Origin of the sequence: Streptococcus sp. 20925_1_24 (assembly GCF_041432335.1) — a bacterium.
In the GTDB taxonomy this organism is placed as follows: Bacteria; Bacillota; Bacilli; order Lactobacillales; family Streptococcaceae; genus Streptococcus; species Streptococcus mitis_BM.
Map to the genome: position 1 here is coordinate 1 of NZ_JAPVZM010000012.1, position 25,489 is coordinate 25,489.

Here is a 25,489-nt window from a genome sequence, read left to right on the forward strand (position 1 = left end):
TTTGCAAAATAGTCTTCCTTGGTCAAGACATAATGAACTCTTGTCACGATTCGGCCTTCTTCATGCCGGTCCATACAAGCATAAGCTTCTTCGTGGGAAAAACGCATGCCTGATTTCTCCATGACCTTTCCTGACGCAGGATTATCCTTATCGTGAAGAGCAACTAACTTGTTCATTCCTATTTTCTCAAAAACTAGCTTAATTACGGCACGATTGGCTTCTGTCGTCAATCCTTGATTCCAATACTTTTTATTGATAATGTAGCCAATAGCTGCCTTCTTAAGAACAGGATCAATCTTGTGCAAGTCAATGGTTCCAATAAATTTGCCATTGCTTTTTAGTTCTATTCCCCAGCGTCCCAAGGGATTGGTCAAGTAGAACTGAGCAATGTTATTCTTGGTTTCTTCCAAGCTTTGATTGGTTAGAAAAGTGTAACGTGTATTATCCTTGTCCGAGGCATAGTCAAACATTGCTTCCGCATCATCCAAGGTTACAGGTCTAAGCAATAAACGCTCAGTCTCGACTATGGGATACTGGGCTAGTTTTAAAAAGATTGATTCCATAGGATTCCACCACTTGAAAAGTTTCTAACTAAGATAAGGATATTGAATGAAATATTTAAAAAGCAAATTTATACTTGGTATTGAGATAACTTTAAGTACAAAAGAACTATCCTTCAGATAGAGGTTGAGGATCTAATTCTTCGCTCTCTTCTTTTTTAACCGGTGCTGGTTCATAAGCTCGGATAATCTGAGCGACAACAGGATGGCGAACCACATCCTTAGCTGAAAAATGAACAAAGTCAATCTGGTGAATGTTCTTGAGCTTTTCTTGGGCATCAATCAAACCGGACTTGACGTTACGCGGAAGGTCAATCTGACTGATATCTCCATTGACAATCATCTTAGAATTAAAACCTAAACGAGTCAAGAACATCTTCATCTGCATGATAGTCGTATTTTGCGCCTCATCGAGAATGACAAAGGCATCGTCCAAGGTCCGTCCACGCATGTAGGCAAGGGGCGCGATTTCTATAATTTCACGCTCCATGAGACGGGTAGTCTGGTCTTTTCCTAAAATCTGATACAAGGCATCGTAAACAGGTCGAAGGTAAGGATCTACCTTCTCCTTAAGATCACCCGGAAGAAATCCAAGACTCTCACCTGCTTCCACTGCTGGACGAGTCAGGATAATCCTCTTGACTTGTCCACGTTTAAGGGCAGTCACTGCCAAGGTCACTGCAAGAAAGGTCTTACCTGTACCTGCTGGCCCAATTCCAAAGGTCACATCATGCTGTTTAACACTGTCCACATAAAGTTTTTGCCCTAGAGTTTTGACACGGATAGGCTTCCCTGTATTGTCCTTGATAATTTCTTCTTCATAAAGGGCGACAAACTTGTCGATTTCATCGTTTTTGACCATGCTAATCGCAGTCACCACATCTGGCGTACCAACGGTCATCCCACGGTTCACCAAGACCATGAGAGCTTGAATAACCTGACGAGCTTCCTCACAGGCAGTCTCTTCTCCCAAAACCTGGACAATCTCCGTACGAGCATGAATCACAACATCAAGCTCTTCTTCCATTAAACGAAGATGGCGCTCATTGGAACCAAAAAGATGAAACAAGTCATCTGGATGACTCAGTTGAATGTCTATTGAATGTTCCTTCAAATAAAGAACCTCTCTAATCCTTTTATTTCTTTTTATTATAGCAAAGGGGTGGAGAAATTACTAGCCCAAACCCAATGAATCATGCTAGTGTTCTAAGTATTCTTGCCAGATAGCATCAAAGTCTCCTAGATTGAAAGAGAAACTGGCATATTCCTCTAAAAAGCGACTCACCTCATCAAAATCATCTGTGTGTTTTGGGAAGGATGACTCTTCAAAAGCGAGGTCTGCCAAAATAGCTTTAGGACTGTTACTTTTAGGATTGCGCTCGGTCATGAGCCAAGTGTAAAATGATTTTCTCATAAATCACCCTAAATCAACTCTGTCCCAAACTGGTCTTGCTTGATTTTACCAGCCTTCATCAAGCCACCGAGTGCTTTCTTGAACTGACCTTTAGAAATACCAAAGGTTGCTTTGATGTCGTCTGGAGATGACTTATCATTTAAGGTCATGAAACCACCATTGCTTTCCAAATAAGTCAAAATCATCTGAGCATCATTTTCCAACATCTCAAAAGAACGAGGTTTGAGGGAGAGGTTCAGAGTGCGGTCCACTTCACGGAAACCAATGACACGCGCATCTAGAACTTGACCCAAACGTGGTTCTGCGTAGCGCTCACTAGGATGGATAAAACCAAGCATGTTATTTTCTGGCAGGTAAACAAAAGTCCCTGACAGCTTGAGGCGGTAAACAATGGCTGGCCAGTTTTGGTTCTGCATGTTGTTGTAGGCAGGATGAGCCAGACGTTGAAAGTCTTCTTGATAAGCCAAGAGTCCCCAGATACGGTCTTTCTTGTCCACCTCAAGACGGATGTAGAGTTGGTCGCCCTTCTTAGGCCAGAGTTCCTTGAGCTCAGGGAGAATATCGAGTGACACAACGATTTCCTTGTCAGGAAGGCCTGTATCCACAAAGACTCCCAAGTCCTTACGAACCTCTGTGACACGTCCCCAACCAAATTGGTCCTGAGTGGCAGTGACTTCTAAAGTGGTCAAGCGGAGCTTTTGCTTCATATCTGTATAGGCAAAACCTTTGACCGTATCCCCTACTGTATGGTGACCTTCTTCCTTGGCAAGAGCATAGGTTTGACCATCCTTTTGCACAAAGTAAAAACGGTCATTTTCATCGATGATGAGTCCAACGATAAAACTTGCAAGATTTGTATTCATATTTCCTTCTTTCGAATAAAACTCAGCCAGCAATGCCAACTGAGTTTTTCTGTTTTTTATTTTTAGACTTCCAAAAGTTCTTTCTCTTTGTTGGCAGTCATGTCGTCGATGTGTTTAACAGCATCGTCTGTTACTTTTTGAATGTCTTTTTCAAGAGTCTTCAATTCGTCTTCAGTGATTTCTTTTGCTTTTTCTTGTTTCTTAGCTTCGTCCATAGCATCGCGACGGATATTGCGGACAGCCACTTTAGCATTCTCACCGACCTTCTTCACTTCTTTAGCAAGGTCACGACGAGTTTCTTCTGTAAGAGCTGGGATAACCAAGCGAATCACAGAACCATCGTTAGCTGGTGTGATACCAAGATCAGAAGCGTTCAAGGCACGTTCGATATCTTTCAATGAAGACTTATCAAATGGTGTTACCAACAAAACACGCGCTTCTGGAATCGTAATTGAAGCGATTTGGTTAAGAGGAGTTTCTACTCCGTAGTATTCTACATGTACACGGTCAAGCAAGCTTGCATTGGCACGGCCAGCACGGATACCACCAAATTCACGAGCAAGTGATTGGTGAGACTGGGTCATTCTCTCTTTAGCTTTTTCAATAATTGCGTTAGCCATAATCTTTCTTATTCCTTTTCTTAGATATTATTTGAAACTGTTGTTCCGATATTTTCACCAAATACGACACGTTTGATGTTGCCTGGTTGGTTCATGTTGAAGACAACCAAGTCAATGTCGTTATCCATTGAGAGGGTTGAAGCTGTTGAGTCCATGATACGAAGACCTTTATTGATAACGTCACGGTGGGTCAATTCTTCAAATTTAACAGCTGTCTTGTCCTTCTTAGGATCAGCATTGTAAACACCATCTACGCCATTTTTAGCCATGAGGATGGCGTCTGCTTCGATTTCAGCTGCACGAAGGGCCGCTGTTGTATCGGTTGAGAAGTAAGGTGAACCAATTCCAGCACCAAAGATAACGATACGGCCTTTTTCAAGGTGACGAAGGGCACGTCCACGGACATAAGGCTCTGCCACTTGTTGCATAGCAATAGCTGTTTGCACACGTGTATCAACCCCAACTTGTTGCAATGAATCTGCCATCACAAGAGCATTCATAACAGTCCCAAGCATTCCTGTGTAATCTGCCTGAACGCGGTCCATACCTGCTTCTGCAGCAGGTTCTCCACGCCAGAGATTTCCTCCACCAATAACAAGGGCAATTTCGATACCTAAGCTATGAACTTCTTGAATCTCTTTTGCGATTGTTTGAACTGTTTGGATATCAATCCCTACGCCACGTTCACCGGCAAGGGCTTCACCTGATAACTTGATTAAAATACGTTTATACTTGGGATTCGCCATTTTCACTCTCCTTCTTTTATCCTACCTATTTTATCACAAATTCTAAGATTTTTATAGTATCATGAGCAATTCTTTGAAAAAAATTAGACCGTTAAAAATTCCTCTAAGTCAGAAAGGGCACGCTCTGCAATTTTTTCATAACGAGCCTTCTTATCACGAATACGCTCGCCTTCCAACTCCTTGATAATTCCGAAATTGACATTCATTGGTTGGAAATGTTTGCTGTCAGCATGGGTGATGTAATGAGCTAGACTTCCAATCGCCGTCGTCTCTGGGAAAATAGCTTGGCTTTCTCCCTTGAAAAGACGAGCTGCGTTAATTCCCGCAACCAAGCCTGAAGCAGCTGACTCTACATAGCCTTCTACACCCGTCATCTGACCAGCAAAGAAGAGATTTGGTTGTTTCTTAGAACGGTAAGTCTGTTCAAGAAGATTTGGTGAATCCATATAAGAATTGCGGTGCATGACACCATAGCGAACAAACTCAGCGTTTTCAAGACCTGGAATCATTTGGAAGACACGCTTTTGTTCTCCCCATTTGAGGTGGGTCTGGAAACCAACAATATTATAGAGGCTACCAGCTGCATTGTCCTGACGAAGCTGAACCACCGCATAAGGTGTTTTGAATTCTCCATCACGAGGTCCTGTGTAGTCGTCCGGATACTCCAAACCGACTGGTTTCATAGGACCATAAAGCATAGTTTTAATGCCACGTTTGGCCATAACTTCGATAGGCATACAACCTTCAAAGTACTTTTCTTTTTCGAAAGAATTGAGCGGTGCTTCTTCCGCATTAACCAAGGCTTCATGGAAATCCATAAATTCTTGCTTGGTCATTGGAGCATTGAGGTAGGCTGCTTCTCCCTTATCATAACGAGATTTGAGATAGACCTTGCTCATATCGATAGTGTTGACGTCGATAATAGGGGCTGCCGCATCGTAGAAATAGAAACCATCACCGTCATTAAGGGCATGAATCTTTTCAGCCAAGGCATCGCTAGTCAAAGGACCAGTAGCGACAACTGTGATTACATCAGTTGGTAATTCTGTAATTTCATCACGAACGACTTCAATCAAGGGATGGTTGGCAACTTTTTCGGTTACCATTTGGGAGAAACCATCACGGTCCACCGCAAGCGCACCACCTGCAGGAACACGGGTAGCTTCAGCAGATTCCAAGATAACAGAACCCAAGCGACGCATTTCTTCCTTGAGGAGCCCAACAGCATTTGTCAGAGCATCTCCACGAAGAGAATTAGAACAAACTAACTCTGCAAAATTGTCTGTTTTGTGTTGAGGTGTTGACTTGACACCACGCATTTCATAAAGTTTAACTGGAATACCACGTTCTGCAATTTGGTAGGCTGCTTCTGACCCTGCCAAACCAGCACCGATAACATTGATATAAGATTGAGACACGACACTAATACCTCTTTGGGTGGAACCTAAGTTCATATCAAAACAAGGCACTGGCTTGTTTAACACCCACAAATCTTTCTATTTTTTCTTCTACTAGTATAACAAAAAAAGGGAAGAAGGCAAACTTCCCTGTTTAGTCATTTTCTTGATTTTCTTCCCAGTCGTGGTAGGCTGCGTAGAGTTGACTTTTATTCCACTGGTAGTATTTCGCAACTTCCTTAATGGCTTGATTTTTCTTCATACCTTGCTGGATGCGGGCTTGGATTTCTAAGAACAAGTCCTCCTCGTCTTTTTCCTCCACATCCTGACTGGCACCTTCAACGATGAGAAGGCATTCGCCCTTGAGTGGCGTTTCAGCTATGCTTTCCAGCAATTCAGAAATGGTACCTCTTTGGTATTCTTCATAGATTTTGGTCAATTCCCTAACCAAAACGACCGAGCGGTCACCATAGACTTCTAGCATATTTTCTAACGTATCTGCAACACGATGGGGAGATTCATAGAAAATCTGAGTTTCAGGATAATCTTTTTTCGAGTCGAAAAATTGCTTTTGCTGGCCTGATTTTCTCGGTAAAAAGCCGTAAAAGATATGTGGCTGTGGCGCTAAACCACTGGCAATTAAAGCAGAAATTCCTGCAGAGGCACCCGGAACTGTGACAACTGCAATCTCTTCCTCAATAGCTACCTTGACCAAATCATGACCAGGGTCTGAGATGCTAGGCAAACCCGCGTCGGATACCTGAGCAATGCTTTGTCCTGCTTTCAGGAAACCAATCAAATCAGGAATTTTTTCCTTGGCATTGTGCTCATGAAAACTGATTTGCTTGGTAGAAATGTCAAAATACTTGAGCAATAGACCTGTATTGCGCGTGTCCTCAGCAGCAATCCAGTCCACTTCTTTCAAGGTCTGAATAGCTCGAAATGTCATATCATCTAGATTGCCAATCGGCGTTGCCACTAGATACAGCTTGCCATAGGGAGACTGCCCCTTAAAACTTTTTTGAATCTGCATGCCTACTCCCTGTACAACAACTCGTCACAGAACATACATTCCTCGTCCTGCTCTCGACGTTGTCCATAAAAATCATTACATACGTGAAAACCATCTTTATAAATTCGACGGACACTTTCACGAACATGCTTGGCCTTGACAGGAGCGTCTGCTTCCACCTCACCCAAGCGTTCGCGCAACTTACTATTTTCCAAACGAAGAGCTGTATTTTCCTCTACCAGGCTCTTGAGATTTTTCTTGATGGCTTCCACATCGGCCAAGGTTACTAGTAACTGTTGGGAAAAATCGTCCAGCGCGTCAAATAATTCTTTTTTGTCCATAAAACAGCCCTTTCCTTTCTTTATCATTCATTTTTGAGTTTATATTTCTTTCAAAGCCAGATATTCCATGGCATTTTGAAAGCTGACATTAGCCTGCCACATTTTTCTAGCTTCTAGCAAATCTTGTAGAATTACCCGAACTCTTGCTTGTAGTATATCTTGTCCACAGAGAACTTCAAGAATCCGTAAAACCTGATCTTGTTTTTCCTTATCATCTGCCAAGCTAGCTAGTTTGGCAACTTGCAAATAACTTTCTTTTTTCTTAGCTACTAACCAAGTCAGCAGGCGTTCACTTTCATCGACCAATGTCCAAAAACTTGCCTGATTAACCAACTTTTCTGCTTCTGCTTGCGATTGACTAAACTGAGCTAAAAAAGTCGCTTTTTTCTTAACCAACCCCATTTGTTCTAAGAGCAAGATGAGCTTTTCTTCTTGCTTTTTAAAGTGGAAAATCTGGGTCCGACTTCGGATGGTCGGTAAAATCTTTTCTTCATCGCTTGTCAAGAAGAAAATATAAACCTCACTCTGCGGTTCTTCGATGACCTTGAGCAGAGAATTGGCTGCATTAGGATGCATTTTCTCAGCTTGCTCGATAATAAAGACCTGTTGTTGGCTTTCAATCCCTGCTTGAGAAAACTGCCCCACCAATTCCCGAATCCGTTCTGTCTTAATGACCTGATTGACTGGCTTAATCAAGGTGACATCGGGAAACTCTCCCTGTTCAATCAGCTTGCAATTTCGACATTTCTCACATGGTAAAACACCTACTTTATCTGTACAAAAGAGGCTCTTAGCTAAAAATTGAGCCATTTCCAAGCTTCCAAAGAAACCTGAAAAGAGGTAGGCATGATTGAGCTGGTCTTGTTCTAGGACACGGACAAAGCGGTCAAACTGATCTGGTTGCCAAGCCTTTAGTTGATCTTGTTTCATTTAATCAAGCCCATTCTCTCAAACAAGATATCCTTGGTAGTTTCCACAACTTGCTCTAAAGGGAGACTAGCATCAATCTTGACAATGCGATTTCCTTCTTTATCCAGAAGAGAAAGATAGCCTTTACGAACTTTTTTATGCAAGTCCAACCCTTCCAAGTCCAAACGATTGACCTCACGATTGCTATTAGCAGCAATTCGAGCCAGTCCTTCTTCCACCTCGATGTCAAAATAGAGTGTCAAATCGGGTTTAAGTCCATCTGTCGCAAACTGATTGAGCCAATCAATGGCGTCAATATCCAAGCCACGACCAAATCCCTGATAGGCAAGAGAACTATCGATGAAGCGGTCCATAATGACCAACTTGCCAGCTTCAAGGGCAGGGAGAACTTTTTCCACCAAGTGCTGTCTGCGACTGGCGATATAGAGAAGGAGTTCCGTTTTAGGATCCATCTGAGTATGACTTGGATCCAAAATTACTTCCCGAATCTTCTCCCCAATCAAGACTCCGCCAGGTTCACGGGTTGTCAGCACCTCTACCCCTTTTTCCTCTAAAATTGGGAGCAGAGCCTCTAAAACACTGGTCTTGCCTGCTCCCTCTGGTCCCTCAAGAGAGACTAAAAATCCTTTTGACATGTCTAACTCATTTCTTTTTTACTACTTCTATTCTATCAAAAAAATAGGGGTTTGTGACAATCTTTTTGTCTTCTCATTTCATACTCAATGAAAATCAAAGAGCAAACTAAGAAGCTAGCCGCAGGCTGTACCTGAGTACGGCAAGGTGAAGCTGACGCAGTTTGAAGAGATTTTCGAAGAGTATCAACCACCATAAAAGAGGCAGTCAAAGCCACCTCTTATTTACCTAGTTCTTGTGTTCGTTTGTAGGCTTGATGAACTGCATCCATGACTGTTCCTCGGAAAGCATGCGCTTCTAGGCTTGCTACACCAGCAATAGTCGAACCTCCTGGGCTACAAACTTGATCTTTCAAGACCCCAGGATGCTCTTGGGTTTCTAGGACCAATTGTCCAGCTCCTACCACAGTTTGAGCCGCCATTTTCATTGCCGTTTCTCGTGGTAATCCCGTCTGAACACCTGCATCTGCCAAGGCCTCGATAAAAAGATAGACAAAGGCTGGCCCACAACCTGCAAGACCTGTCGCTGCGTCGATTAAGCCTTCCCAAAGTTCAACCAAGAGGCCAGCCTTGGTTAAAATCTGACAAAAGAGCTCACTGTCCTCAGCCCTGCAATTAGGAGACAAGGCATAACTAATCACTCCTTGACCAATAGAAGCAGGGGTATTTGGCATCATACGAATAATTCTGTGCTGACTTGGAAGAAGACTAGCCAGTTTTTCCAAGGTCAATCCAGCTGCCATAGAAATCAAAAGAAGACTTTCTCGTTTTTCAAGGATAGTCTGATATTGAGAAAGCAAGTCTGAGAACTGTGCAGGCTTTACTCCTAGAAAAATCACATCTGCTTCTGCAAAAATTTCTTCATTGCTAGAAGCTTGACCGCCAAAGTCAGCAATGAAAACATCCACCTTGGCTTGGCTTCGATTGGCAAGGAGAATTTGATCACCTGTCTTGATCTGCAAGACAGCCTTGGCCAAGCTAGCACCCATATTCCCCAAACCGATAAATCCAATCTTCATCTCTTACTCCCTTATCTGCCCATCACCAGTAACCACATACTTGTAGCTAGTCAACTCTTTCAATCCCATTGGACCACGCGCATGCAGTTTCTGAGTTGAAATCCCCATTTCACATCCAAGACCAAATTGGCCTCCATCTGTGAAACGAGTTGAGGCATTGACATAGACAGCTGCAGAATCCACTTGATCTGTAAAGTAAGCTGTAGCTTCAGCATTTTCCGTCACAATGGCATCCGAATGATGGGTACTGTGGGTTTCAATATGCTCAACTGCTTCTTCTAAACTGCTCACAACCTTAACAGCTAGGACATAGTCTAAAAACTCAGTGTCAAAGTCTTGGGCCTCAGCTGCTTGACCTGAAACAAACTGACTTGCTTTCTCATCCAAGCGGAATTGAATTGGTTCCAGACCAGCTTCTTTTCGATCTGCAACCAGTACTTGCTCCAAGCGAGGAAGGAAGATTGCTGCCTTGTCTTCATGAACAAGTAGAACCTCCATAGCATTACAAACAGAAGGACGACTTGTTTTAGCATTATTGATGATAGACAGAGCCTTGTCTTCATCTGCATCCTTATCAACATAAACATGGACAATCCCTGTCCCGGTCTCGATAACAGGTACAATAGCATTTTCAACAACTGCATTGATCAAACCAGCTCCTCCACGAGGAATAAGAAGGTCTAGATATCCTTTAGCCTTCATCATAGCATAGCTACTTTCTCGGCTAGTATCTTCAACTAGTTGAATCACATCTGGATGAATGGTAGTCGTCTCCAAGCCATTTTTCAAGGCCGTGACAATAGCATGAGCTGTTTGATAGGCATCCTTCCCACTACGAAGAACGACCGCATTCCCACTCTTGAGAGCCAAAGCAGCCGCATCAGACGTCACATTTGGACGACTTTCGTAGATAATACCAATAACCCCCATAGCCACCCGTTTCTTGGTGATAACCAAGCCATTTTCAAGATGATTGGTTTCTAAAACTTCACCGATTGGATCTGGTAAAGCAACCACTTCACGAATACCAGTTGCCATCGCTTCTATACGACTTGCATCCAAATAAAGACGATCCAGCATCACATCTGAGATTTTACCCTTAGCAGATTCCATATCAAGGGCATTGGCTGCTAAAATTTCCTCAGTAGCTGCTAATAAGTGATCAGCCATGGCTAGCAAGGCTTGGTTTTTCACTTCTTCACTAGCTGTATTGATCGACTTTTTTACAGCCTGTACCTGTTCAAATTGTTCTTGTGTACTTACCATAATTCACCTCTAAAATTCTGTAAAGAGTAATTGGATTTCAGGAGTAATGGAAATCCAGTCATCACGGTGAATCAGGACACCCTTGGCTTTGTTAGAACGCAACATATCCTCCAAAGCAGATGCTCCAAATTGCACGCGTCCTTTTCCAAGTGATTTTCCACTTTCCTTGTCAAATACTGTCACGATATCACCGTAAGAAAAGGCGCCTTCTGCATTAACAACACCAGATAATAGAAGACTCTTTCCATGTTGAGAGAGAGCTTCAGCAGCCCCTTTATCAACCCAAATAGAACCTTGACTCTGAGCATAAAAGGCCAGCCATTGTTTCTGGGTACGAAGTCCCTTCTCTTGAGCAACAAAGTAGGAACCATCCTTGGTCTCCTCAGCTGCTTCAATCATGGCATCTGTCTTCAAAGATGAGCAGATATAAACAGGAACTCCTGATTCCGTCGCAATAGTCGCTGCTTTGATTTTGGTTAACATGCCCCCAGTTCCGTTTGAAGAACCTGCTCCACCGGCCATATCAATAATCTCACGATTGATGGTCTCGATTTTCTCCAAGCGTTTGGCTCTTGGATCTGAATGAGGATTTCCTGTATAGAGACCGTCCACATCTGTCAAGAGAACCAAAAGGTCTGCTTGGACCATAGCCGCTACTTGGGCACTTAGAGTGTCATTGTCCCCGACCTTGAGCTCATCAATGACGACACTATCATTCTCGTTGATGATGGGAATTGCACCACGACTAAGTAGAACTGACAAAGCCTGATGGGCATTTTTATAACGGCGCTTATCCACAAAGTCATCCTGGGTCAGCAAGATTTGTGCAGAAACGATTTGGCGCAAGAGAAGATTGGTCGTGTATTCTTCCAACAAAAGGCCTTGCCCTACCGCTGCTGAAGCCTGTTTATCAGCAATCTTAGTCGGACGTTTTTTAAATCCTAAGGCTCCAAAACCAGCCGCAATGGCACCTGACGACACCAAAATCAATTCATGACCATCCTCGTGCAACATAGCCAACTGCTGGGTAATAGCCTTTACCTTACTACGTGATAAACTTCCATCCTCATTCGTCAGAGAAGAAGTCCCTACCTTAAAGACAATCCGTTTGTATTTCATAGTCTCACTCCGATTCTTCATATTTATCCATTATAACATGAATAGCAGGAAATAGAAAAGAGTTGATAGGAAAAAGAAGGCCCTAAAACCTTCTTTTTTACTACTGTGCTGATTCCGATTTGTTTGCACTCGTTTCAGAGCTTTGTGAAGTTGAAGAAGTCAAATCTTGACTAGTTGAAGAACTTGGAACACTTTCATGTTGACTCGTTTCTTGATTTTCAAGATCTTTTTTCACTACTTCATTCGATTCTTTTGTTTCTGAATTACTTGTAGTTCTAATTGTAGCAGATTTCTCGATCGGAACATCCACTAACCAGGCACCACTTGAGTCAACAGTATAGCCTTCTGGTATCTTAGCATTCACAAGTAATTGACCATTTTCTTTCAAGAAGTACCATTTATCCTTGTCCTTGATCCAACCCACGGCTCGTGAACCATCTTCCTTGTAGAAATACCAAGCATTTGCCTTTTTAAGCCAACCTTGCTTCATAGCTCCTGAATCTTCTAGATAGTAATGATGACCAGCAACTTCTATCTCGCCTGTCTTCATGATACCAGTAGAATCCATATAGTACCAGGTTTCTTTATCTTTTACCCAGCCCGTTTTCATTTCTCCTGATTGAGCAAAGTAATACCATTGCCCCTTATATTGAAGCCAACCTGTCTTCATAGAGCCATCGTTTGATAAATAATAGGACTGACCTCCAGTATTTACCCAGCCAATTTCCATCTGATTTTCTTTGTTAAAATAATACCAGATTCCATCGATTTTCTTCCAATTTTTTGCAGCGGCACCAGAGTCTGTCAAATAAAACCAACGATTGTTCCATTTTTTCCACTGATTATATAACAGGATTCCCCTCTGATTAAAATAGTACCATTCACCCTTAATTTCATTCCAACCGACAGCATACTCTCCTGTAGAATCAGGCGCTTGATACCACCAGTTTCCATATACACTCTTATGCCAACCAGCTTGAAAACTTGGAATCGGCTTGTAGGAAGTTGAAATGTTTACTAAACCGTCTTGTCGAATATCAAAAACTGTTGCATCATAGTCTTTGCTGGCTGCGTTTATATGTTGAATTCCCATTGATTCAATCCAGCTAATATATTCCCTATTTATTTCTTGACCGCTATCATACGAACCAATTGGTGAGGAGGAAGTTTGAACAATTATCTCAGGAGACAAATTTCTTATAAAATTTTTTGTATTAGAATTTTTTGTATCTAAATGATGGTTAAACTTCATCAAATCAACTTTTCCAATGAGAGAACCGTACTTGTCTTCTGCTCCATGAACATTATCTAAGTCGCCCCCAAGGTAAATTTTCTTGCCATTGACTTTCACTACACTAATCAAGGAATTGGAATTGTCATCCCAAATTTTCTTTAATTCACCTGATGAATCTGTTTCATTTTCATAATTATAGAGTTGAATATCCATGTCCCCAAACTGAAAATGAGCATCTCCTTGTATGATGTTTTGAATCACTGAAACACCTTTTTCTGCGGCAGTCTGTAAAACCTTATCATAACCGTACAGATTATCCCATAAACGTTCAGAATTAGTAATACGATTATCACTATATTTTTTAAGATAGACTCGGTCAACTGGATAGGTAGACAGTAATTCATCAACATTTCCAATATGGTCACTGTGAGTATGGGTTACCAAAATAAAATCAAGTTTTTGAACACCCAATTCCTTCAAACGACGAAAGACACGGTCTGTTAGAACATGCTTATAAGACGTTTCAATTCCTTCTCTCCATGGATAGCGAGAATCACTTCCATCTGGGAAATCATAATCTTCTCCTGTATCAATCATGGCAAAATGTCCATTGCTTTCAAGAATAATCGCATCACTGCCACCTTCTTGAACATTGATAAAGTGGATTTTATTTCCTGAACTTTCTTGAGCTTGAACATTTCCATACCATGATAAGCCTAAAAAAGCGCCCACAAGTGCTAAACTAATCAATTTCTTTTTCATTCTTACTTCCTTAATTTCTCCAAAGTTTCCTTAAAAATCTCTGGGATATCTGCTGTAAATTCTAAGGTCTCACCTGTTCTCGGATGAGTAAATCCTAGAGTCTTGGCATGAAGAAATTGTCCATGTCCTTTCAAAGTCTTGCGAGGACCATAGACTTCATCACCAGCGACTGGATGGCCAATATAAGCCATGTGAACACGGATTTGATGGGTGCGACCTGTTTCCAGCTGCAGCTCCACTAAGCTATAATCACCAAAACGTTCCAAAACGTGGAAACGCGTCACTGCAGGTTTCCCTTTAGCAGTCACAGCCTGTTTCTTACGATCTTTTTCACTACGGCCAATCGGAGCTTCAATCACACCACGATCATTAGGCAGATTTCCATGAACAATCGCCCAATATTTGCGAAGAGACTTTTTATCCTTGAGTTCTTGGGCAAGTGCCAAGTGGGCCTCATCGTTTTTAGCAATCATGAGAAGACCTGACGTATCCTTATCAATGCGGTGAACAATTCCTGGACGCAGAACCCCATTGATACCCGATAAGTCCTTAATATGATACATAAGGGCATTTACCAGGGTCCCACTGGTATGACCAGCACTCGGATGCACAACCATTCCCTGAGGTTTGTTAATGACAGCAACGTCCTCATCTTGGTAGATGATTTCTAGTGGAAGATTCTCAGCCACATACTCTAATACCTCTGGTTCTGGCACATGGTAAGTGACAACATCACCCTCTTGGACAGTGTATTTAGCTTTCTTGACTTGGCCATTGACCAAGACCTGACCTGATTTGATTTGTTCATTCGCGAGACTGCGCGATAATTCTGTCAAATCCGACAAAGCCTTATCTAAACGCAGGCCACCAGTTTCAATTTTAATTTCCATTTATTTCCTCTTTTAGCATTGCAATTAATAAAATAATCACTCCAACAGTCAGATAGCTATCTGCCACATTGAAAATTGCAAAATTTATAAAGTCAAGGTGGAACATATCCACAACAAAGCCCTGACTCACCCTGTCAATAAAGTTTCCAAGACCACCTGCGATAATCAAGGTCAAACCCAAGACCATCCAGAGTGAGTCCTCCATGTGTTTATGCAGATACCAAATGGCACCTACCACGACAACCAGAGTAATGACAGCAAATAACAACTGCTGATCTTGTAAGATAGAAAAGGCTGCACCTCGATTTTGCAGGTAGGTCAAACTAACGAAATTGGGAATCCAAGAACGCACTTCACCCAGTGGAATCTGCTGGACGATATAGGATTTTACCAACTGATCCAGCCCAATCAAAAGCAGTACAATGACTGCCACTATTCCTCTTTTTTTCATGATTTCCTCTTTTGATCAAAATATTCTTGCATGACTTCTACGAAAAGAGTCCCAGCTTGACTAAGCTCCACTTCCTCACGTTTAACATAGACCATGCGATTATCTAAATTATCCTTGAGACGAATGACTGTGATACCATTGACACTGTCACTATCTAAAAATCCAGAACCTGTTGCATAAGCGTCCGTCCGCTCCAAAATACCATTCAAAGTAGCACGGTCTGTCACATTAAACATCTGTGAGCTCGCACTAGTATCAACAAAGTTCTCTGAATAATAAAGATACTCGTCTTTTTCTTGAGTAAAACGAACCGTTGGTAGATCCGCTAAATCCTCCATGACCAATTCCTCTTTCTGGGCTAAAGGATGCCCCTCTCGGAGATAAATATGAGTATGGAAGGGAATCAATTCAATGACCTCTAGTCCTAGCTTTTCAACCCGTTGCATAATCCCCTTTTTATTTTGATTGTTGAGGTAGATAATCCCAATCTCACTATGCCCTTGAGCCACTTCGTCTAAGATTTGAACAGTAGTTGATTCAAAAATACGAAAGTTCTTATAATCAGGATAGCGCTCTGAAAAAGCCGTAATGGTTGGTGGCAAGAAGTCATAGTGCTGACTAGCAATGGAAAATTCATCTTTCTCTTCTTCAGGATTGGCATACTGATTTTGAAAAATATCAAATCCTTTAACCAATTCTTGCGCTTTTTCATAAAATTCCATACCACGACGAGTCAAGAAAGTCCCTGAGCTGGTCCGACGGAAAATCTTAAAGCCCAAGTCTTTTTCCAAATCACGAACAGAAATGGACAGACTCGGCTGACTAACATACATCTTTTCAGCAGCTTCACGGAAAGTACCGCTATTCGCGATGGCCACAACATAGCGTAATTGTTGAATGTTCATCTTCTACCCCCAACTTCTTTATCTTTTCATTATACCATATTTTAGAAGTTTTCCAAAAAGGAAAAAAGTTTGGAAATTTTCAAGTATCAATAAAGACTCTAACATTCCAAGACAAGAATTAGAATAATGTCTTTTTTCAGTCTTAATCTGATTTCAAGCAAATAAAAACAGCAAATCTTTTTGATTTACCGTTTAAAACATAATACAAGAAAACTCTCTAAAAATTTCTTGAATTCTATAAATCAACTAGAAAAAATCTCTTCAATCCTATTGGCTATAACTGGATTTACTTCCCAGATACCAGCATAAGGTTGCTCAATATACTGTCTTTTCTTCTTAGTATATAGATAGACTACACTATCCTTTTCTTCATTCTGATGATAAAACTTGATAATGATGTAATCTTTAACATTTGTCGGTTGATCATTTACACTCTCCAAAGAGGTAGATTTGGACTGTTTCTGTATCTCCTTAATCAATTCTGAGATATCATCTTTCTTGTTTATAATTTTAACATCTCCAGAGATACTTTTCTGCAAATAAATTCCTGATATCGTTTCGGGTTCAGGAAGAATAAGTTTTTTGTTACTAACGCAAGCAGATAGAACAAGAAAAGAGATTGAACAGACTATCATGGTGATAAGCTTTTTCATACAGGTTCACTCCTTTCCATATTCCTGCTTACTTACTCAGATACAATTATAATATCAAACCTTAGCCATTTTTACAATATCTTAGTCCCTTATAACATTCATTAATGTAAAAGTTTCACATTTATAATTTTACAACTAAATTCGCTTCTTACATAGGATTTTAAAATATGGGTACCAAAACAAAAAAACAGGCTCTCCGAAAACTCGGAAAGCCTTATTTAATGCTACTTCTAGCTTCCTCGCCTTTAGATTTCAAGGCTCGGGATAAAAAGGTTCACTGGACCTTTTTATTTAGCGATTGGGTAAACAGAAACTTGTTTTTTATCGCGTCCTTTACGTTCAAAGCGTACTACGCCTTCAACTTTAGCGAACAAAGTATCGTCTCCACCACGTCCAACGTTTACACCTGGATAGATGTGTGTACCACGTTGACGGTAAAGGATTGATCCACCTGTTACAGTTTGTCCGTCAGCTGCTTTAGCTCCAAGACGTTTTGCTTGTGAATCACGTCCGTTTGATGTAGAACCTCCACCTTTTTTGTGGGCGAAAAGTTGCAAGTTGTTAAGAGTCATTTTTAACATAATGTGTTCCTCCGTGTTAGTTTTCTGTGATAACTCTGGTTTGGACGAACTCAGAAGAGTTCTCCGATAAGTTTGCCATACCTAAGAAAAATGATTCAAAGAATAACTGGGTCATTTCTCTCTGGTGTGAAGGAAGATCTTTTGGAATTTCAACCATCAGATAGCCACCTTCATCTTCGTTTAATTCTAGGATTGGTTCATAGCCTGCAAATTTTTCAATAGAATTGATAAAGTTAATGGCAAGCGTAGAAACCGATGCACACACGACATCTAAGCCGTATTCGCCACTCTCGGCGTGTCCAGTAATTTCCGCACTCCTCAGCTCGCCATCTTCGGCTCTCTCAAAGACTGCTTGTATCATGTGTTCTCCTTAAAATTAAGCGTTGATTGCGTTGATGACAACTTTTGTATATGGTTGACGGTGACCTTGTTTACGGTGGCTACCTTTTTTAGGTTTGTACTTGTAAGTAACAACTTTCTTTTGTTTTCCTTGTTTTTCAACAGTTCCAACTACAGTAGCTCCAGCAACAAGTGGAGTTCCGACAACAGTGTTTTCACCACCAACAAGAACAACTTCGTTAAAAGTAACTTCTTGACCAGCTTCAACGTTCAATTTTTCAACGTAAACTGCTTGACCAACTTCAACTTTAACTTGTTTTCCGCCAGTTTTGATAATTGCGTATGTGCTCATTATGCACCTCCTATGATTTTTATGGGTTTCCCCGAATTTTTTGTGAAGACTCGCCTAGCATCGTGGGACGAACCACTTAAACTTGAATAATCAAGCAACGATGTTCGTGCGGTTGCACAGGATCGTGCATAGTCAACTCTTCAAGTATAGCATATCTCCTATTTTCTTACAAGTAATAACACCTAAAATGAAGCTTTTTCTTTTACTTTTTTCTTCCAAGAGGCAAAAAGCATGCTGAGGTAAAAAATACTCATCATAATAGGAACACCAAGAATGGTCTTTTCATGATAGAAAATCGTCAAATAAGCTGAAAAGACAACGCCAAGGACAAAACTACTAAGCAGGCTTACAAAGATAATCCCTTCACGTAAAAAAGGAGTGTGCTTGGTTCGGAAATAATCTCCAAAAGCTAGCATTGTTCGTTTGATATTCCCTGTCATAAAGGCATTATTGTAGGCAATACCCGAAACCTCACCAAAAGCAGTTGTCACCAATCCCATACAAAAGGCTAAGGGCGGTACTAGATAGATATTATCTACAGTTTGTGGCACAAAACCAATAATGATTGATAAGATTGCCAAAGGAATCAATGACAGAATGGGCTTTTTCACAATTCTCAATTTTTCCTTATAAATCGTTAGTAAAAAGACTCCCATCATAAAAGCTAGTAAGGTCATTACTTTGGCACTAGCATCTGACACATTGTGTTGAATCAGACCTACTGAAAGAAAGACGACATTCCCAGTTTGTCCAGCTACAAGAGTATTCCCTCGCACAATAAAAGTATAGGCGTCTACATATCCTGCACAAAAAGTCAAAAAAAGCGCTAGCCTCTTAGACTGACGTGATATTTTTCTTATAGGTAATAGCCTCATTTTTCCTCCCATTTCATTTACTCATCTCATTATTGTACCACTTTCTTTGGGAAAGTCCTAGTAGCTTATTTGAAAATTTTTACCCTCTGTTGGATAGTCCCGTCTATCTATGTTATAATGAAAGAAGGATTTGAAATCGGAAAGGGAGTATCTATGCTTAAATTAGGTGTCATCGGAACAGGTGCTATTAGCCATCACTTTATAGAGGCAGCCCATGCCAGTGGAAAATACCAGCTGGTCGCAGTCTATTCTAGAAAACTAGAAACTGCGGCAACCTTTGCTTCTCGCTACCAGAATATCCAACTCTTTGATCAAGTAGAGGACTTCTTCAAGAGCTCCTTTGATGTGGTCTATATTGCTAGCCCAAACTCCTTGCATTTTGCTCAGGCAAAAGCTGCATTGTCTGCAAGTAAACATGTCATTCTTGAAAAGCCAGCCGTCACTCAGCCACAAGAATGGCTAGATTTGATTCACACAGCTGAGAAAAATCACTGTTTTATATTCGAAGCGGCACGGAACTACCATGAAAAAGCTTTCACTATCATCAAAAACTTTTTAGCAGACAAACAAATTTTGGGAGCAGATTTCAACTATGCCAAGTATTCTTCCAAAATGCCTAACTTATTGGCTGGGGAAACACCAAATGTCTTCTCAGATCGTTTTGCTGGCGGTGCTCTCATGGATTTGGGGATTTATCCCCTCTACGCTACCGTTCGTCTCTTTGGAAAAGCTCAAGACGGGACCTATCAGGCTCAACAGCTTGACAATAGTATTGACCTAAATGGAGATGGAATTCTCCTCTACCCTGACTTTCAAGTTCATATCAAGGCTGGGAAAAACATCACTTCCAATCTTCCTTGCGAGATTTATACGACAGATGGAACCCTGACGCTCAACACAATTGAGCATGTTCGCTCAGCTATTTTTACCGACCACCAAGGAAATCAAGTCCAGCTCCCTATCCAACAAGCTCCCCATACGATGACTGAGGAAGTCGATGCATTTGCACACATGATCCAGCAACCAGATCTGAATCTCTACCAAACTTGGCTGGAAGATGCAAGTTCTGTTCATGAACTACTATTTACCATGCGCCAGACTGCTGGCATTAGATTTGAGGCAGAAAAATGAAAAACAAACTACCGACTGAATGGCAAGAACTGAGTGACCAACTCGGTTTCCAAGAATTCACCCCCATTCAAACTCAACTATTTGAGCCCCTTCTTGCTGGAGAAAACCTCCTAGGAGTGAGCCCAACAGGAACTGGTAAGACCCTAGCTTACCTTCTACCAAGTCTTCTCAGACTACAAAAGAAAAAAGCCCAACAACTCTTGATTCTAGCACCAAATACAGAGCTTGCTGGACAGATTTTTGATGTATGTAAAACGTGGGCTGAAGCTATCGGCTTGACAGCTCAACTCTTCTTATCAGGTTCGAGTCAGAAACGCCAGATTGAACGCCTAAAAAAAGGACCAGAAATTCTGATTGGAACTCCTGGCCGTATCTTTGAACTAATTAAATTGAAAAAAATCAAGATGATGAATGTGGAAACCATCATCCTGGATGAATTCGACCAATTGCTAGATGATTCTCAGATACACTTTGTCGAGAAAATTACTCACTACGCACCTCGTGACCACCAACTTGTCTATATGAGTGCTACGACCAAGTTTGACCAAGAAAAGATTGTGTCGAATACACGCACTATTAATCTCTCTGATCAAAAACTGGACAACATCCAACACTTCTACATGCAGGTAGATCAACGTCACCGAGTGGATATGCTACGAAAACTGGCTCATGTAGAGGATTTCCGAGGTCTTGTCTTCTTTAACAGCCTGTCAGACCTTGGAAGTGCAGAAGAAAAATTACAGTATCGGGATATCTTGGCTGTTTCCCTCGCTAGTGATGTTAATGTCAAATTTAGAAAAGTCATCTTAGAAAAGTTTAAAGACAAGCAACTAACCCTGCTTCTTGCAACTGACCTTCTGGCTCGTGGAATTGATATCGATAGCCTAGAATGTGTTGTAAACTTTGATGTCCCTAGAGATATTGAAACCTACACTCACCGTGCTGGGCGTACTGGCCGTATGGGCAAGGAAGGCTATGTTATCACTCTCGTAACCCATCCTGAAGAACTTAAAAAACTTAAAAAGTTTGCAAGTGTCCGTGAAATTGTCTTGAAAAACCAAGAACTCTATATCAAATAATCCCCATTGCTCTATGCACATCAGATGCATAGAGCTTTTTTATAAGCAATTCAATTTTATACTCTTCGAAAATCTCTTCAAACCGCGTCAGCTTCGCCTTGCCGTATGTATGGTTACTGACTTCGTCAGTCTTATCTACAACCTCAAAAACATGTTTTGAGCTGACTTCGTCAGTTCTATCTGCAACCTCAAAACAGTGTTTTGAGCATCCTTCGGCTAGCTTCCTAGTTTGCTCTTTGATTTTCATTGAGTATTAGTTCAATATTCGAAAAAAGAACCTTGCAAAGCAAGGTTCTTTTAGTGTCTGACTTAAATAATTGTTCTTCTGGGAACTAAATCGAATTAAGCTTCGATTTCTGTAACCATACCTGAACCAACAGTACGTCCACCCTCACGGATAGAGAATGTAGTACCTTGTTCTACGGCGATTGGGTGGATCAACTCAACGTCGATTGTCACGTTATCACCAGGCATTACCATTTCAGTACCTGCTGGAAGTTCGATTGAACCTGTAACGTCAGTAGTACGGAAGTAGAATTGTGGACGGTAGTTGTTGAAGAATGGAGTGTGACGTCCACCTTCTTCTTTAGTAAGGATGTAAACTTCACCTTTGAATTTAGTGTGTGGGTTGATTGAACCTGGTTTAGCAATAACTTGTCCACGTTCGATTTCATCACGTTGAACACCACGAAGAAGAACACCTACGTTATCTCCGGCAAGACCTTCGTCAAGTTGTTTACGGAACATTTCAACACCAGTAACAACTGCTTTTTGAGTTTCTTCTTTGATACCAACGATTTCGATTTCGTCGTTGACTTTAACGACACCACGGTCGATACGTCCTGAAGCAACTGTACCACGTCCAGTGATTGAGAATACGTCTTCGACTGGAAGAAGCAATGGTTTGTCAGTGTCACGTTCTGGTTCTGGGATGTACTCATCAACTGTGTTCATCAATTCCATAACGATGTCTTCGTATTTAGTGTCACCTTCAAGGGCTTTAAGAGCTGAACCTTGGATAACTGGAAGATCGTCACCTGGGAAGTCGTATTCTGACAATAGGTCACGGATTTCCATTTCAACCAATTCAAGCAATTCTTCATCGTCAACCAAGTCAACTTTGTTCATGAAGACGATAAGGTGTTTAACACCAACCTGACGTGAAAGAAGGATGTGCTCACGAGTTTGTGGCATTGGTCCGTCAGTTGAAGCTACTACAAGGATAGCTCCGTCCATTTGAGCGGCACCAGTGATCATGTTTTTAACGTAGTCCGCGTGTCCTGGAGCGTCGATGTGAGCGTAGTGACGTTTTTCAGTTTCGTACTCAACGTGCGCAGTGTTGATTGTGATACCGCGTTCGCGTTCTTCTGGAGCAGCATCGATAGACGCATAGTCTTTAGGTTGGTTAACTGATGAAGGCAAGCGACGTGCCAAAACAGTTGTGATAGCTGCAGTTAGGGTAGTTTTACCGTGGTCAACGTGTCCGATAGTACCAATGTTAACGTGTGGTTTACTACGATCGTATTTTTCTTTTGCCATTTGAGTAAAAGCCTCCAATAAAATATATTTTATAGATAGACAGTAGGCAATACAGTCTAACTTTCCTTACTATTTTATCAAATTTCAGCTAAATTGCAAGTGTTTTACAAAGTTTTTGTGAATTATTCTTAATCTACTAATCTAAACGGCACTTCTACTCCTATCACTTGCCTAAATAAAAAGAAAAATCAGGAATTTCCTGACTTTTACTTAGCTAATTCTCTTTCTCGTTCTTTCATTGTTTTATGATTTTCATACAAACGTGATAAGAACTTAGAAATTTCTTTTAAGATAGAATAGGTTGGTACTGCGACAATCATACCAATGACACCATAGATATTACTTGATAACAAAAGTAATACTAAAATCGTAATTGGATGAACCTTCATTACCCCACCTACGATGCGAGGGTAGAGGATGTTTCCATCCACTTGTTGAATGATTAGCATGTAAACAACTGCAATCAGCATTCTATGAGGATCAGTAAAGACATTGGCAATAATCATCGGAATCAAGCCAATACTTGGTCCTACATAAGGAATGAGATTGGCCAATCCTGAAAAGATGGCAAAGACCAAAGCGTATTTCAAACCAATCACGCTATATCCGATAAAGGCCAAACAACCGATAATAATGGCATCAATGGCTACTCCACTGATATAGCGAGCAATTGTCGCATTCAAATTCTTTAAGAGACCTGCAATATGCAACTTATCTCTCTTTAAAACAGTGCGCTCAAGCATCGGTAAAAATTTGTTACCATCTAACAAAAAATAAACCAAAAATACAGGGGTCATGATAATAATCAAAACGGTACTAAAGAGAGCTGATATAACACTTCCAACACTATTGGTAACACTGTTTAGAATATTTTGTAGAATATCTACATAGGACAGATTTAATTGTTGAATAGTCGCTTGAATATCTAAATTTTGAAAGGCTGGATAAGTGGATAAATCGATAATCAAATCTTGCAGACGACTGTAGATTGTCTGACTTGTAGCAATCAAACTTGTCAGCTGATTAATCAAAATCGGTAAGAGATAGACGACCCCAATAACTAGCCCACAAACCAAGGCGCACAAGGTTAGTAGAATACCAATGATACGGTTAATTTTGAAATACTTTTGTAAAAAATTTACAATAGGATTGGTCAAATAATATAAAAAACCACCTAAAAGAAAGGGAATCATTATAGTGTTTGCGACACTTACAAAAGGCGTTATAATCCCACCCATCTGTCTCCATAAATAAAAGATGATGGTTAATAGTAAAATCTCACTGGTCCAAAAAAATAATTTATTCTTACGAAACATGAAGTACCTCCATTCATCTATTTTACCACACTTTCAAAAAAGCTTCTTTCTTATATCATGAAACTGGGAATATTTTTTTCTTTATGATAGAATAAACTTACTATGAAAAAAATAATTTTAACTCTCCTAAGCCTTTCCGTTATTGGGGCAGCATCTACTGTTGATGCTCAAGATTTTAATATTGCTGCTAAACATGCAATTGCTGTTGAGGCAAATACCGGTAAAATTCTCTATGAGAAAGATGCAACCCAGCCAGTTGAAATTGCTTCGATCACAAAATTGATTACTGTTTATCTTGTCTATGAAGCCTTGGAAAACGGTAGTATTACACTATCAACTCCGGTAGATATCTCTGATTATCCATACAAATTAACGACAAATTCTGAAGCCAGTAATGTTCCTATGGAGGCCCGTAATTATACTGTGGAAGAGTTGCTGGAAGCAACCCTGGTATCTAGTGCCAACAGCGCCGCTATTGCCCTAGCTGAGAAAATTGCTGGCTCAGAGAAAGACTTCGTTGATATGATGCGGGCCAAACTCTTGGAATGGGGAATCAAAGATGCCACCGTTGTCAATACAACTGGTCTTAACAACGAGACTCTAGGAGATAACATTTACCCAGGGTCTAATAAAGATGATGAAAATAAGCTCAGCGCTTATGATGTTGCTATCGTTGCTCGTAACCTCATCAAAAAATACCCACAAGTCTTAGAAATCACAAAAAAACCTTCTTCTACTTTTGCTGGGATGACAATCACTTCGACCAACTACATGTTAGAAGGCATGCCTGCTTACCGTGGTGGTTTTGATGGACTGAAAACAGGAACAACAGACAAAGCTGGAGAGTCTTTTGTTGGTACTACTGTCGAAAAAGGAATGAGGGTTATCACAGTTGTTTTGAATGCAGATCATCAATCCAATAATCCTTACGCTCGTTTCACAGCTACATCTTCACTAATGGATTATGTCTCTTCTACATTCACACTTCGTAAAATAGTGCAAAAAGGAGATGCCTATCAAGATAGCAAAGCCCCTGTACAAGATGGAAAAGAAGATACGGTCACTGCAGTGGCCCCAGAGGATATCTATCTAATTGAACGTGTCGGGAATCAATCTTCCCAATCTATTCAATTCACACCTGATTCTAAAGCAATCCCAGCACCACTTGAAGCTGGAACAGTGGTTGGTCATCTGACTTACGAAGACAAGGACTTGATTGGTCAAGGTTACATTACCACAGAACGTCCTAGTTTCGAAATGGTAGCAGAAAAGAAGGTTGAAAAAGCTTTCTTCTTAAAAGTTTGGTGGAATCAGTTTATCCGATTTATCAACGAGAAATTATAAAACATACTGAGCAAAAGATTGCTCCAAAATAGAAACAGACCAAAAAGTCTTTAAAGTCAAAAACGCATAGTATCAGGTATTAAAAAAACTTGATATTATGCGTTTTATTGTGGTAATAT

At 40.8% G+C, this 25,489-nt stretch carries 29 protein-coding genes, 1 pseudogene and 1 other annotated feature; of the genes and pseudogenes, 4 read left to right on the forward strand and 26 right to left on the reverse strand.

Annotated features, from left to right (window positions below; all coding sequences use genetic code 11):
• From O3650_RS06950 to O3650_RS07035, 18 genes are all read right to left on the reverse strand, one after another.
• Positions 1-563 (reverse strand): GNAT family N-acetyltransferase (locus tag O3650_RS06950; RefSeq protein WP_371491821.1); only part of this gene is annotated, 563 nt, incomplete at its 3' end.
• 106 nt (positions 564-669) lie between these two features.
• Positions 670-1,674, reverse strand: a complete 1,005-nt coding sequence (locus O3650_RS06955) for a PhoH family protein (RefSeq protein WP_050252902.1) — start codon at positions 1,672-1,674, stop codon at positions 670-672.
• Positions 1,675-1,758: 84 nt separating this feature from the next.
• Positions 1,759-1,974 (reverse strand): YozE family protein, encoded by a 216-nt coding sequence (locus O3650_RS06960; RefSeq protein WP_049546781.1) that lies wholly within the window; start codon positions 1,972-1,974, stop codon positions 1,759-1,761.
• An 8-nt stretch (positions 1,975-1,982) separates the two neighbouring features.
• The gene (gene cvfB, locus O3650_RS06965) at positions 1,983-2,837 is read right to left on the reverse strand and encodes an RNA-binding virulence regulatory protein CvfB (RefSeq protein WP_153193264.1); all 855 of its coding nucleotides are present in this window, start codon (positions 2,835-2,837) and stop codon (positions 1,983-1,985) included.
• 62 nt (positions 2,838-2,899) lie between these two features.
• A complete protein-coding gene (frr, locus tag O3650_RS06970; RefSeq protein WP_001262225.1) occupies positions 2,900-3,457 on the reverse strand; it encodes a ribosome recycling factor in 558 nt (185 codons plus the stop codon).
• 20 nt (positions 3,458-3,477) lie between these two features.
• On the reverse strand, positions 3,478-4,203 hold the full coding sequence (gene pyrH, locus O3650_RS06975) for a UMP kinase (protein WP_000002995.1): 726 nt from the start codon (positions 4,201-4,203) through the stop codon (positions 3,478-3,480).
• An 83-nt stretch (positions 4,204-4,286) separates the two neighbouring features.
• Positions 4,287-5,621 carry a methylenetetrahydrofolate--tRNA-(uracil(54)-C(5))-methyltransferase (FADH(2)-oxidizing) TrmFO gene (gene trmFO / locus O3650_RS06980; protein WP_000083712.1) on the reverse strand — a complete coding sequence of 445 codons (1,335 nt, stop codon included), beginning with the start codon at positions 5,619-5,621 and terminating at the stop codon, positions 4,287-4,289.
• 133 nt (positions 5,622-5,754) lie between these two features.
• Positions 5,755-6,633: a 16S rRNA (cytidine(1402)-2'-O)-methyltransferase gene (gene rsmI / locus O3650_RS06985; protein ID WP_153193259.1), complete on the reverse strand. Its 879-nt coding sequence runs from the start codon at positions 6,631-6,633 to the stop codon at positions 5,755-5,757.
• A 2-nt stretch (positions 6,634-6,635) separates the two neighbouring features.
• A complete protein-coding gene (gene yabA, locus O3650_RS06990; protein ID WP_000358227.1) occupies positions 6,636-6,953 on the reverse strand; it encodes a DNA replication initiation control protein YabA in 318 nt (105 codons plus the stop codon).
• Between the two features lie 39 nt (positions 6,954-6,992).
• The gene (locus O3650_RS06995) at positions 6,993-7,883 is read right to left on the reverse strand and encodes a DNA polymerase III subunit delta' (RefSeq protein ID WP_153193256.1); all 891 of its coding nucleotides are present in this window, start codon (positions 7,881-7,883) and stop codon (positions 6,993-6,995) included.
• Positions 7,880-8,518 (reverse strand): dTMP kinase, encoded by a 639-nt coding sequence (tmk, locus tag O3650_RS07000; protein WP_153193254.1) that lies wholly within the window; start codon positions 8,516-8,518, stop codon positions 7,880-7,882. The genes O3650_RS06995 and tmk overlap by 4 nt, the downstream gene beginning before the upstream one ends.
• 218 nt (positions 8,519-8,736) lie before the next feature.
• Positions 8,737-9,534 (reverse strand): pyrroline-5-carboxylate reductase, encoded by a 798-nt coding sequence (gene proC / locus O3650_RS07005; RefSeq protein WP_153193252.1) that lies wholly within the window; start codon positions 9,532-9,534, stop codon positions 8,737-8,739.
• A 3-nt stretch (positions 9,535-9,537) separates the two neighbouring features.
• Positions 9,538-10,800, reverse strand: a complete 1,263-nt coding sequence (locus tag O3650_RS07010; RefSeq protein WP_153193250.1) for a glutamate-5-semialdehyde dehydrogenase — start codon at positions 10,798-10,800, stop codon at positions 9,538-9,540.
• A 9-nt stretch (positions 10,801-10,809) separates the two neighbouring features.
• Positions 10,810-11,919, reverse strand: a complete 1,110-nt coding sequence (gene proB / locus O3650_RS07015; protein ID WP_228111179.1) for a glutamate 5-kinase — start codon at positions 11,917-11,919, stop codon at positions 10,810-10,812.
• Positions 11,920-12,019: 100 nt separating this feature from the next.
• A complete protein-coding gene (locus O3650_RS07020; protein ID WP_153193246.1) occupies positions 12,020-13,915 on the reverse strand; it encodes an MBL fold metallo-hydrolase in 1,896 nt (631 codons plus the stop codon).
• 2 nt (positions 13,916-13,917) lie between these two features.
• Positions 13,918-14,805 (reverse strand): RluA family pseudouridine synthase, encoded by an 888-nt coding sequence (locus O3650_RS07025; protein WP_153193244.1) that lies wholly within the window; start codon positions 14,803-14,805, stop codon positions 13,918-13,920.
• Positions 14,795-15,256 (reverse strand): signal peptidase II, encoded by a 462-nt coding sequence (gene lspA, locus O3650_RS07030; protein WP_033681917.1) that lies wholly within the window; start codon positions 15,254-15,256, stop codon positions 14,795-14,797. The genes O3650_RS07025 and lspA overlap by 11 nt, the downstream gene beginning before the upstream one ends.
• Entirely contained in the window at positions 15,253-16,161 is a 909-nt protein-coding gene (locus O3650_RS07035) for a LysR family transcriptional regulator (protein WP_203175907.1), read from the reverse strand. Before O3650_RS07035 ends, lspA begins: the two co-directional genes overlap by 4 nt.
• Between O3650_RS07035 and O3650_RS07040 the strand changes: the two are divergent.
• Positions 16,154-16,228: pseudogene (locus tag O3650_RS07040) on the forward strand (AraC family transcriptional regulator); the annotation flags it as partial. The gene O3650_RS07035 and the pseudogene O3650_RS07040 sit on opposite strands and share 8 nt — an antisense overlap.
• Before the next feature lie 175 nt (positions 16,229-16,403).
• On the opposite strand, the gene O3650_RS07045 reads toward O3650_RS07040, so the two are convergent.
• The 5 genes from O3650_RS07045 to O3650_RS07065 form a co-directional block, all read right to left on the reverse strand.
• A complete protein-coding gene (locus tag O3650_RS07045; protein WP_203175909.1) occupies positions 16,404-16,814 on the reverse strand; it encodes a DUF5301 domain-containing protein in 411 nt (136 codons plus the stop codon).
• Between the two features lie 287 nt (positions 16,815-17,101).
• Complete coding sequence (gene rpmA, locus O3650_RS07050) at positions 17,102-17,395, reverse strand: 50S ribosomal protein L27 (protein WP_000916509.1); 294 nt, start codon at positions 17,393-17,395, stop codon at positions 17,102-17,104.
• Between the two features lie 16 nt (positions 17,396-17,411).
• Positions 17,412-17,756 carry a ribosomal-processing cysteine protease Prp gene (locus O3650_RS07055; protein ID WP_000613699.1) on the reverse strand — a complete coding sequence of 115 codons (345 nt, stop codon included), beginning with the start codon at positions 17,754-17,756 and terminating at the stop codon, positions 17,412-17,414.
• Positions 17,757-17,771: 15 nt separating this feature from the next.
• Entirely contained in the window at positions 17,772-18,086 is a 315-nt protein-coding gene (gene rplU / locus O3650_RS07060) for a 50S ribosomal protein L21 (RefSeq protein ID WP_000109141.1), read from the reverse strand.
• A 36-nt stretch (positions 18,087-18,122) separates the two neighbouring features.
• Positions 18,123-18,210: a sequence feature (ribosomal protein L21 leader region), on the reverse strand.
• A gap of 58 nt (positions 18,211-18,268) precedes the next feature.
• The gene (locus tag O3650_RS07065) at positions 18,269-18,973 is read right to left on the reverse strand and encodes a YoaK family protein (protein WP_203175911.1); all 705 of its coding nucleotides are present in this window, start codon (positions 18,971-18,973) and stop codon (positions 18,269-18,271) included.
• Positions 18,974-19,114: 141 nt separating this feature from the next.
• Between O3650_RS07065 and O3650_RS07070 the strand changes: the two genes are divergently transcribed.
• Positions 19,115-20,092, forward strand: coding sequence for a Gfo/Idh/MocA family protein (locus O3650_RS07070; protein ID WP_203175913.1), 978 nt, complete (start codon positions 19,115-19,117; stop codon positions 20,090-20,092).
• Positions 20,089-21,171, forward strand: coding sequence for a DEAD/DEAH box helicase (locus O3650_RS07075; RefSeq protein ID WP_203175915.1), 1,083 nt, complete (start codon positions 20,089-20,091; stop codon positions 21,169-21,171). Before O3650_RS07070 ends, O3650_RS07075 begins: the two co-directional genes overlap by 4 nt.
• Here O3650_RS07075 and O3650_RS07080 read toward each other — a convergent pair.
• The 3 genes from O3650_RS07080 to O3650_RS07090 all read right to left on the reverse strand — a co-directional run bounded on the left by O3650_RS07080 (position 21,164) and on the right by O3650_RS07090 (position 24,026).
• On the reverse strand, positions 21,164-21,418 hold the full coding sequence (locus tag O3650_RS07080; RefSeq protein ID WP_238393791.1) for a hypothetical protein: 255 nt from the start codon (positions 21,416-21,418) through the stop codon (positions 21,164-21,166). The genes O3650_RS07075 and O3650_RS07080 overlap by 8 nt on opposite strands.
• 95 nt (positions 21,419-21,513) lie before the next feature.
• A complete protein-coding gene (gene tuf, locus O3650_RS07085; protein WP_203175917.1) occupies positions 21,514-22,710 on the reverse strand; it encodes an elongation factor Tu in 1,197 nt (398 codons plus the stop codon).
• A gap of 206 nt (positions 22,711-22,916) precedes the next feature.
• Positions 22,917-24,026, reverse strand: a complete 1,110-nt coding sequence (locus O3650_RS07090; RefSeq protein ID WP_203175919.1) for an AI-2E family transporter — start codon at positions 24,024-24,026, stop codon at positions 22,917-22,919.
• Positions 24,027-24,128: 102 nt separating this feature from the next.
• Between O3650_RS07090 and pbp3 the strand changes: the two genes are divergently transcribed.
• Positions 24,129-25,370, forward strand: coding sequence for a D-alanyl-D-alanine carboxypeptidase PBP3 (gene pbp3 / locus O3650_RS07095; RefSeq protein WP_261083726.1), 1,242 nt, complete (start codon positions 24,129-24,131; stop codon positions 25,368-25,370).
• The last annotated feature ends 119 nt before the right edge of the window (positions 25,371-25,489 follow it).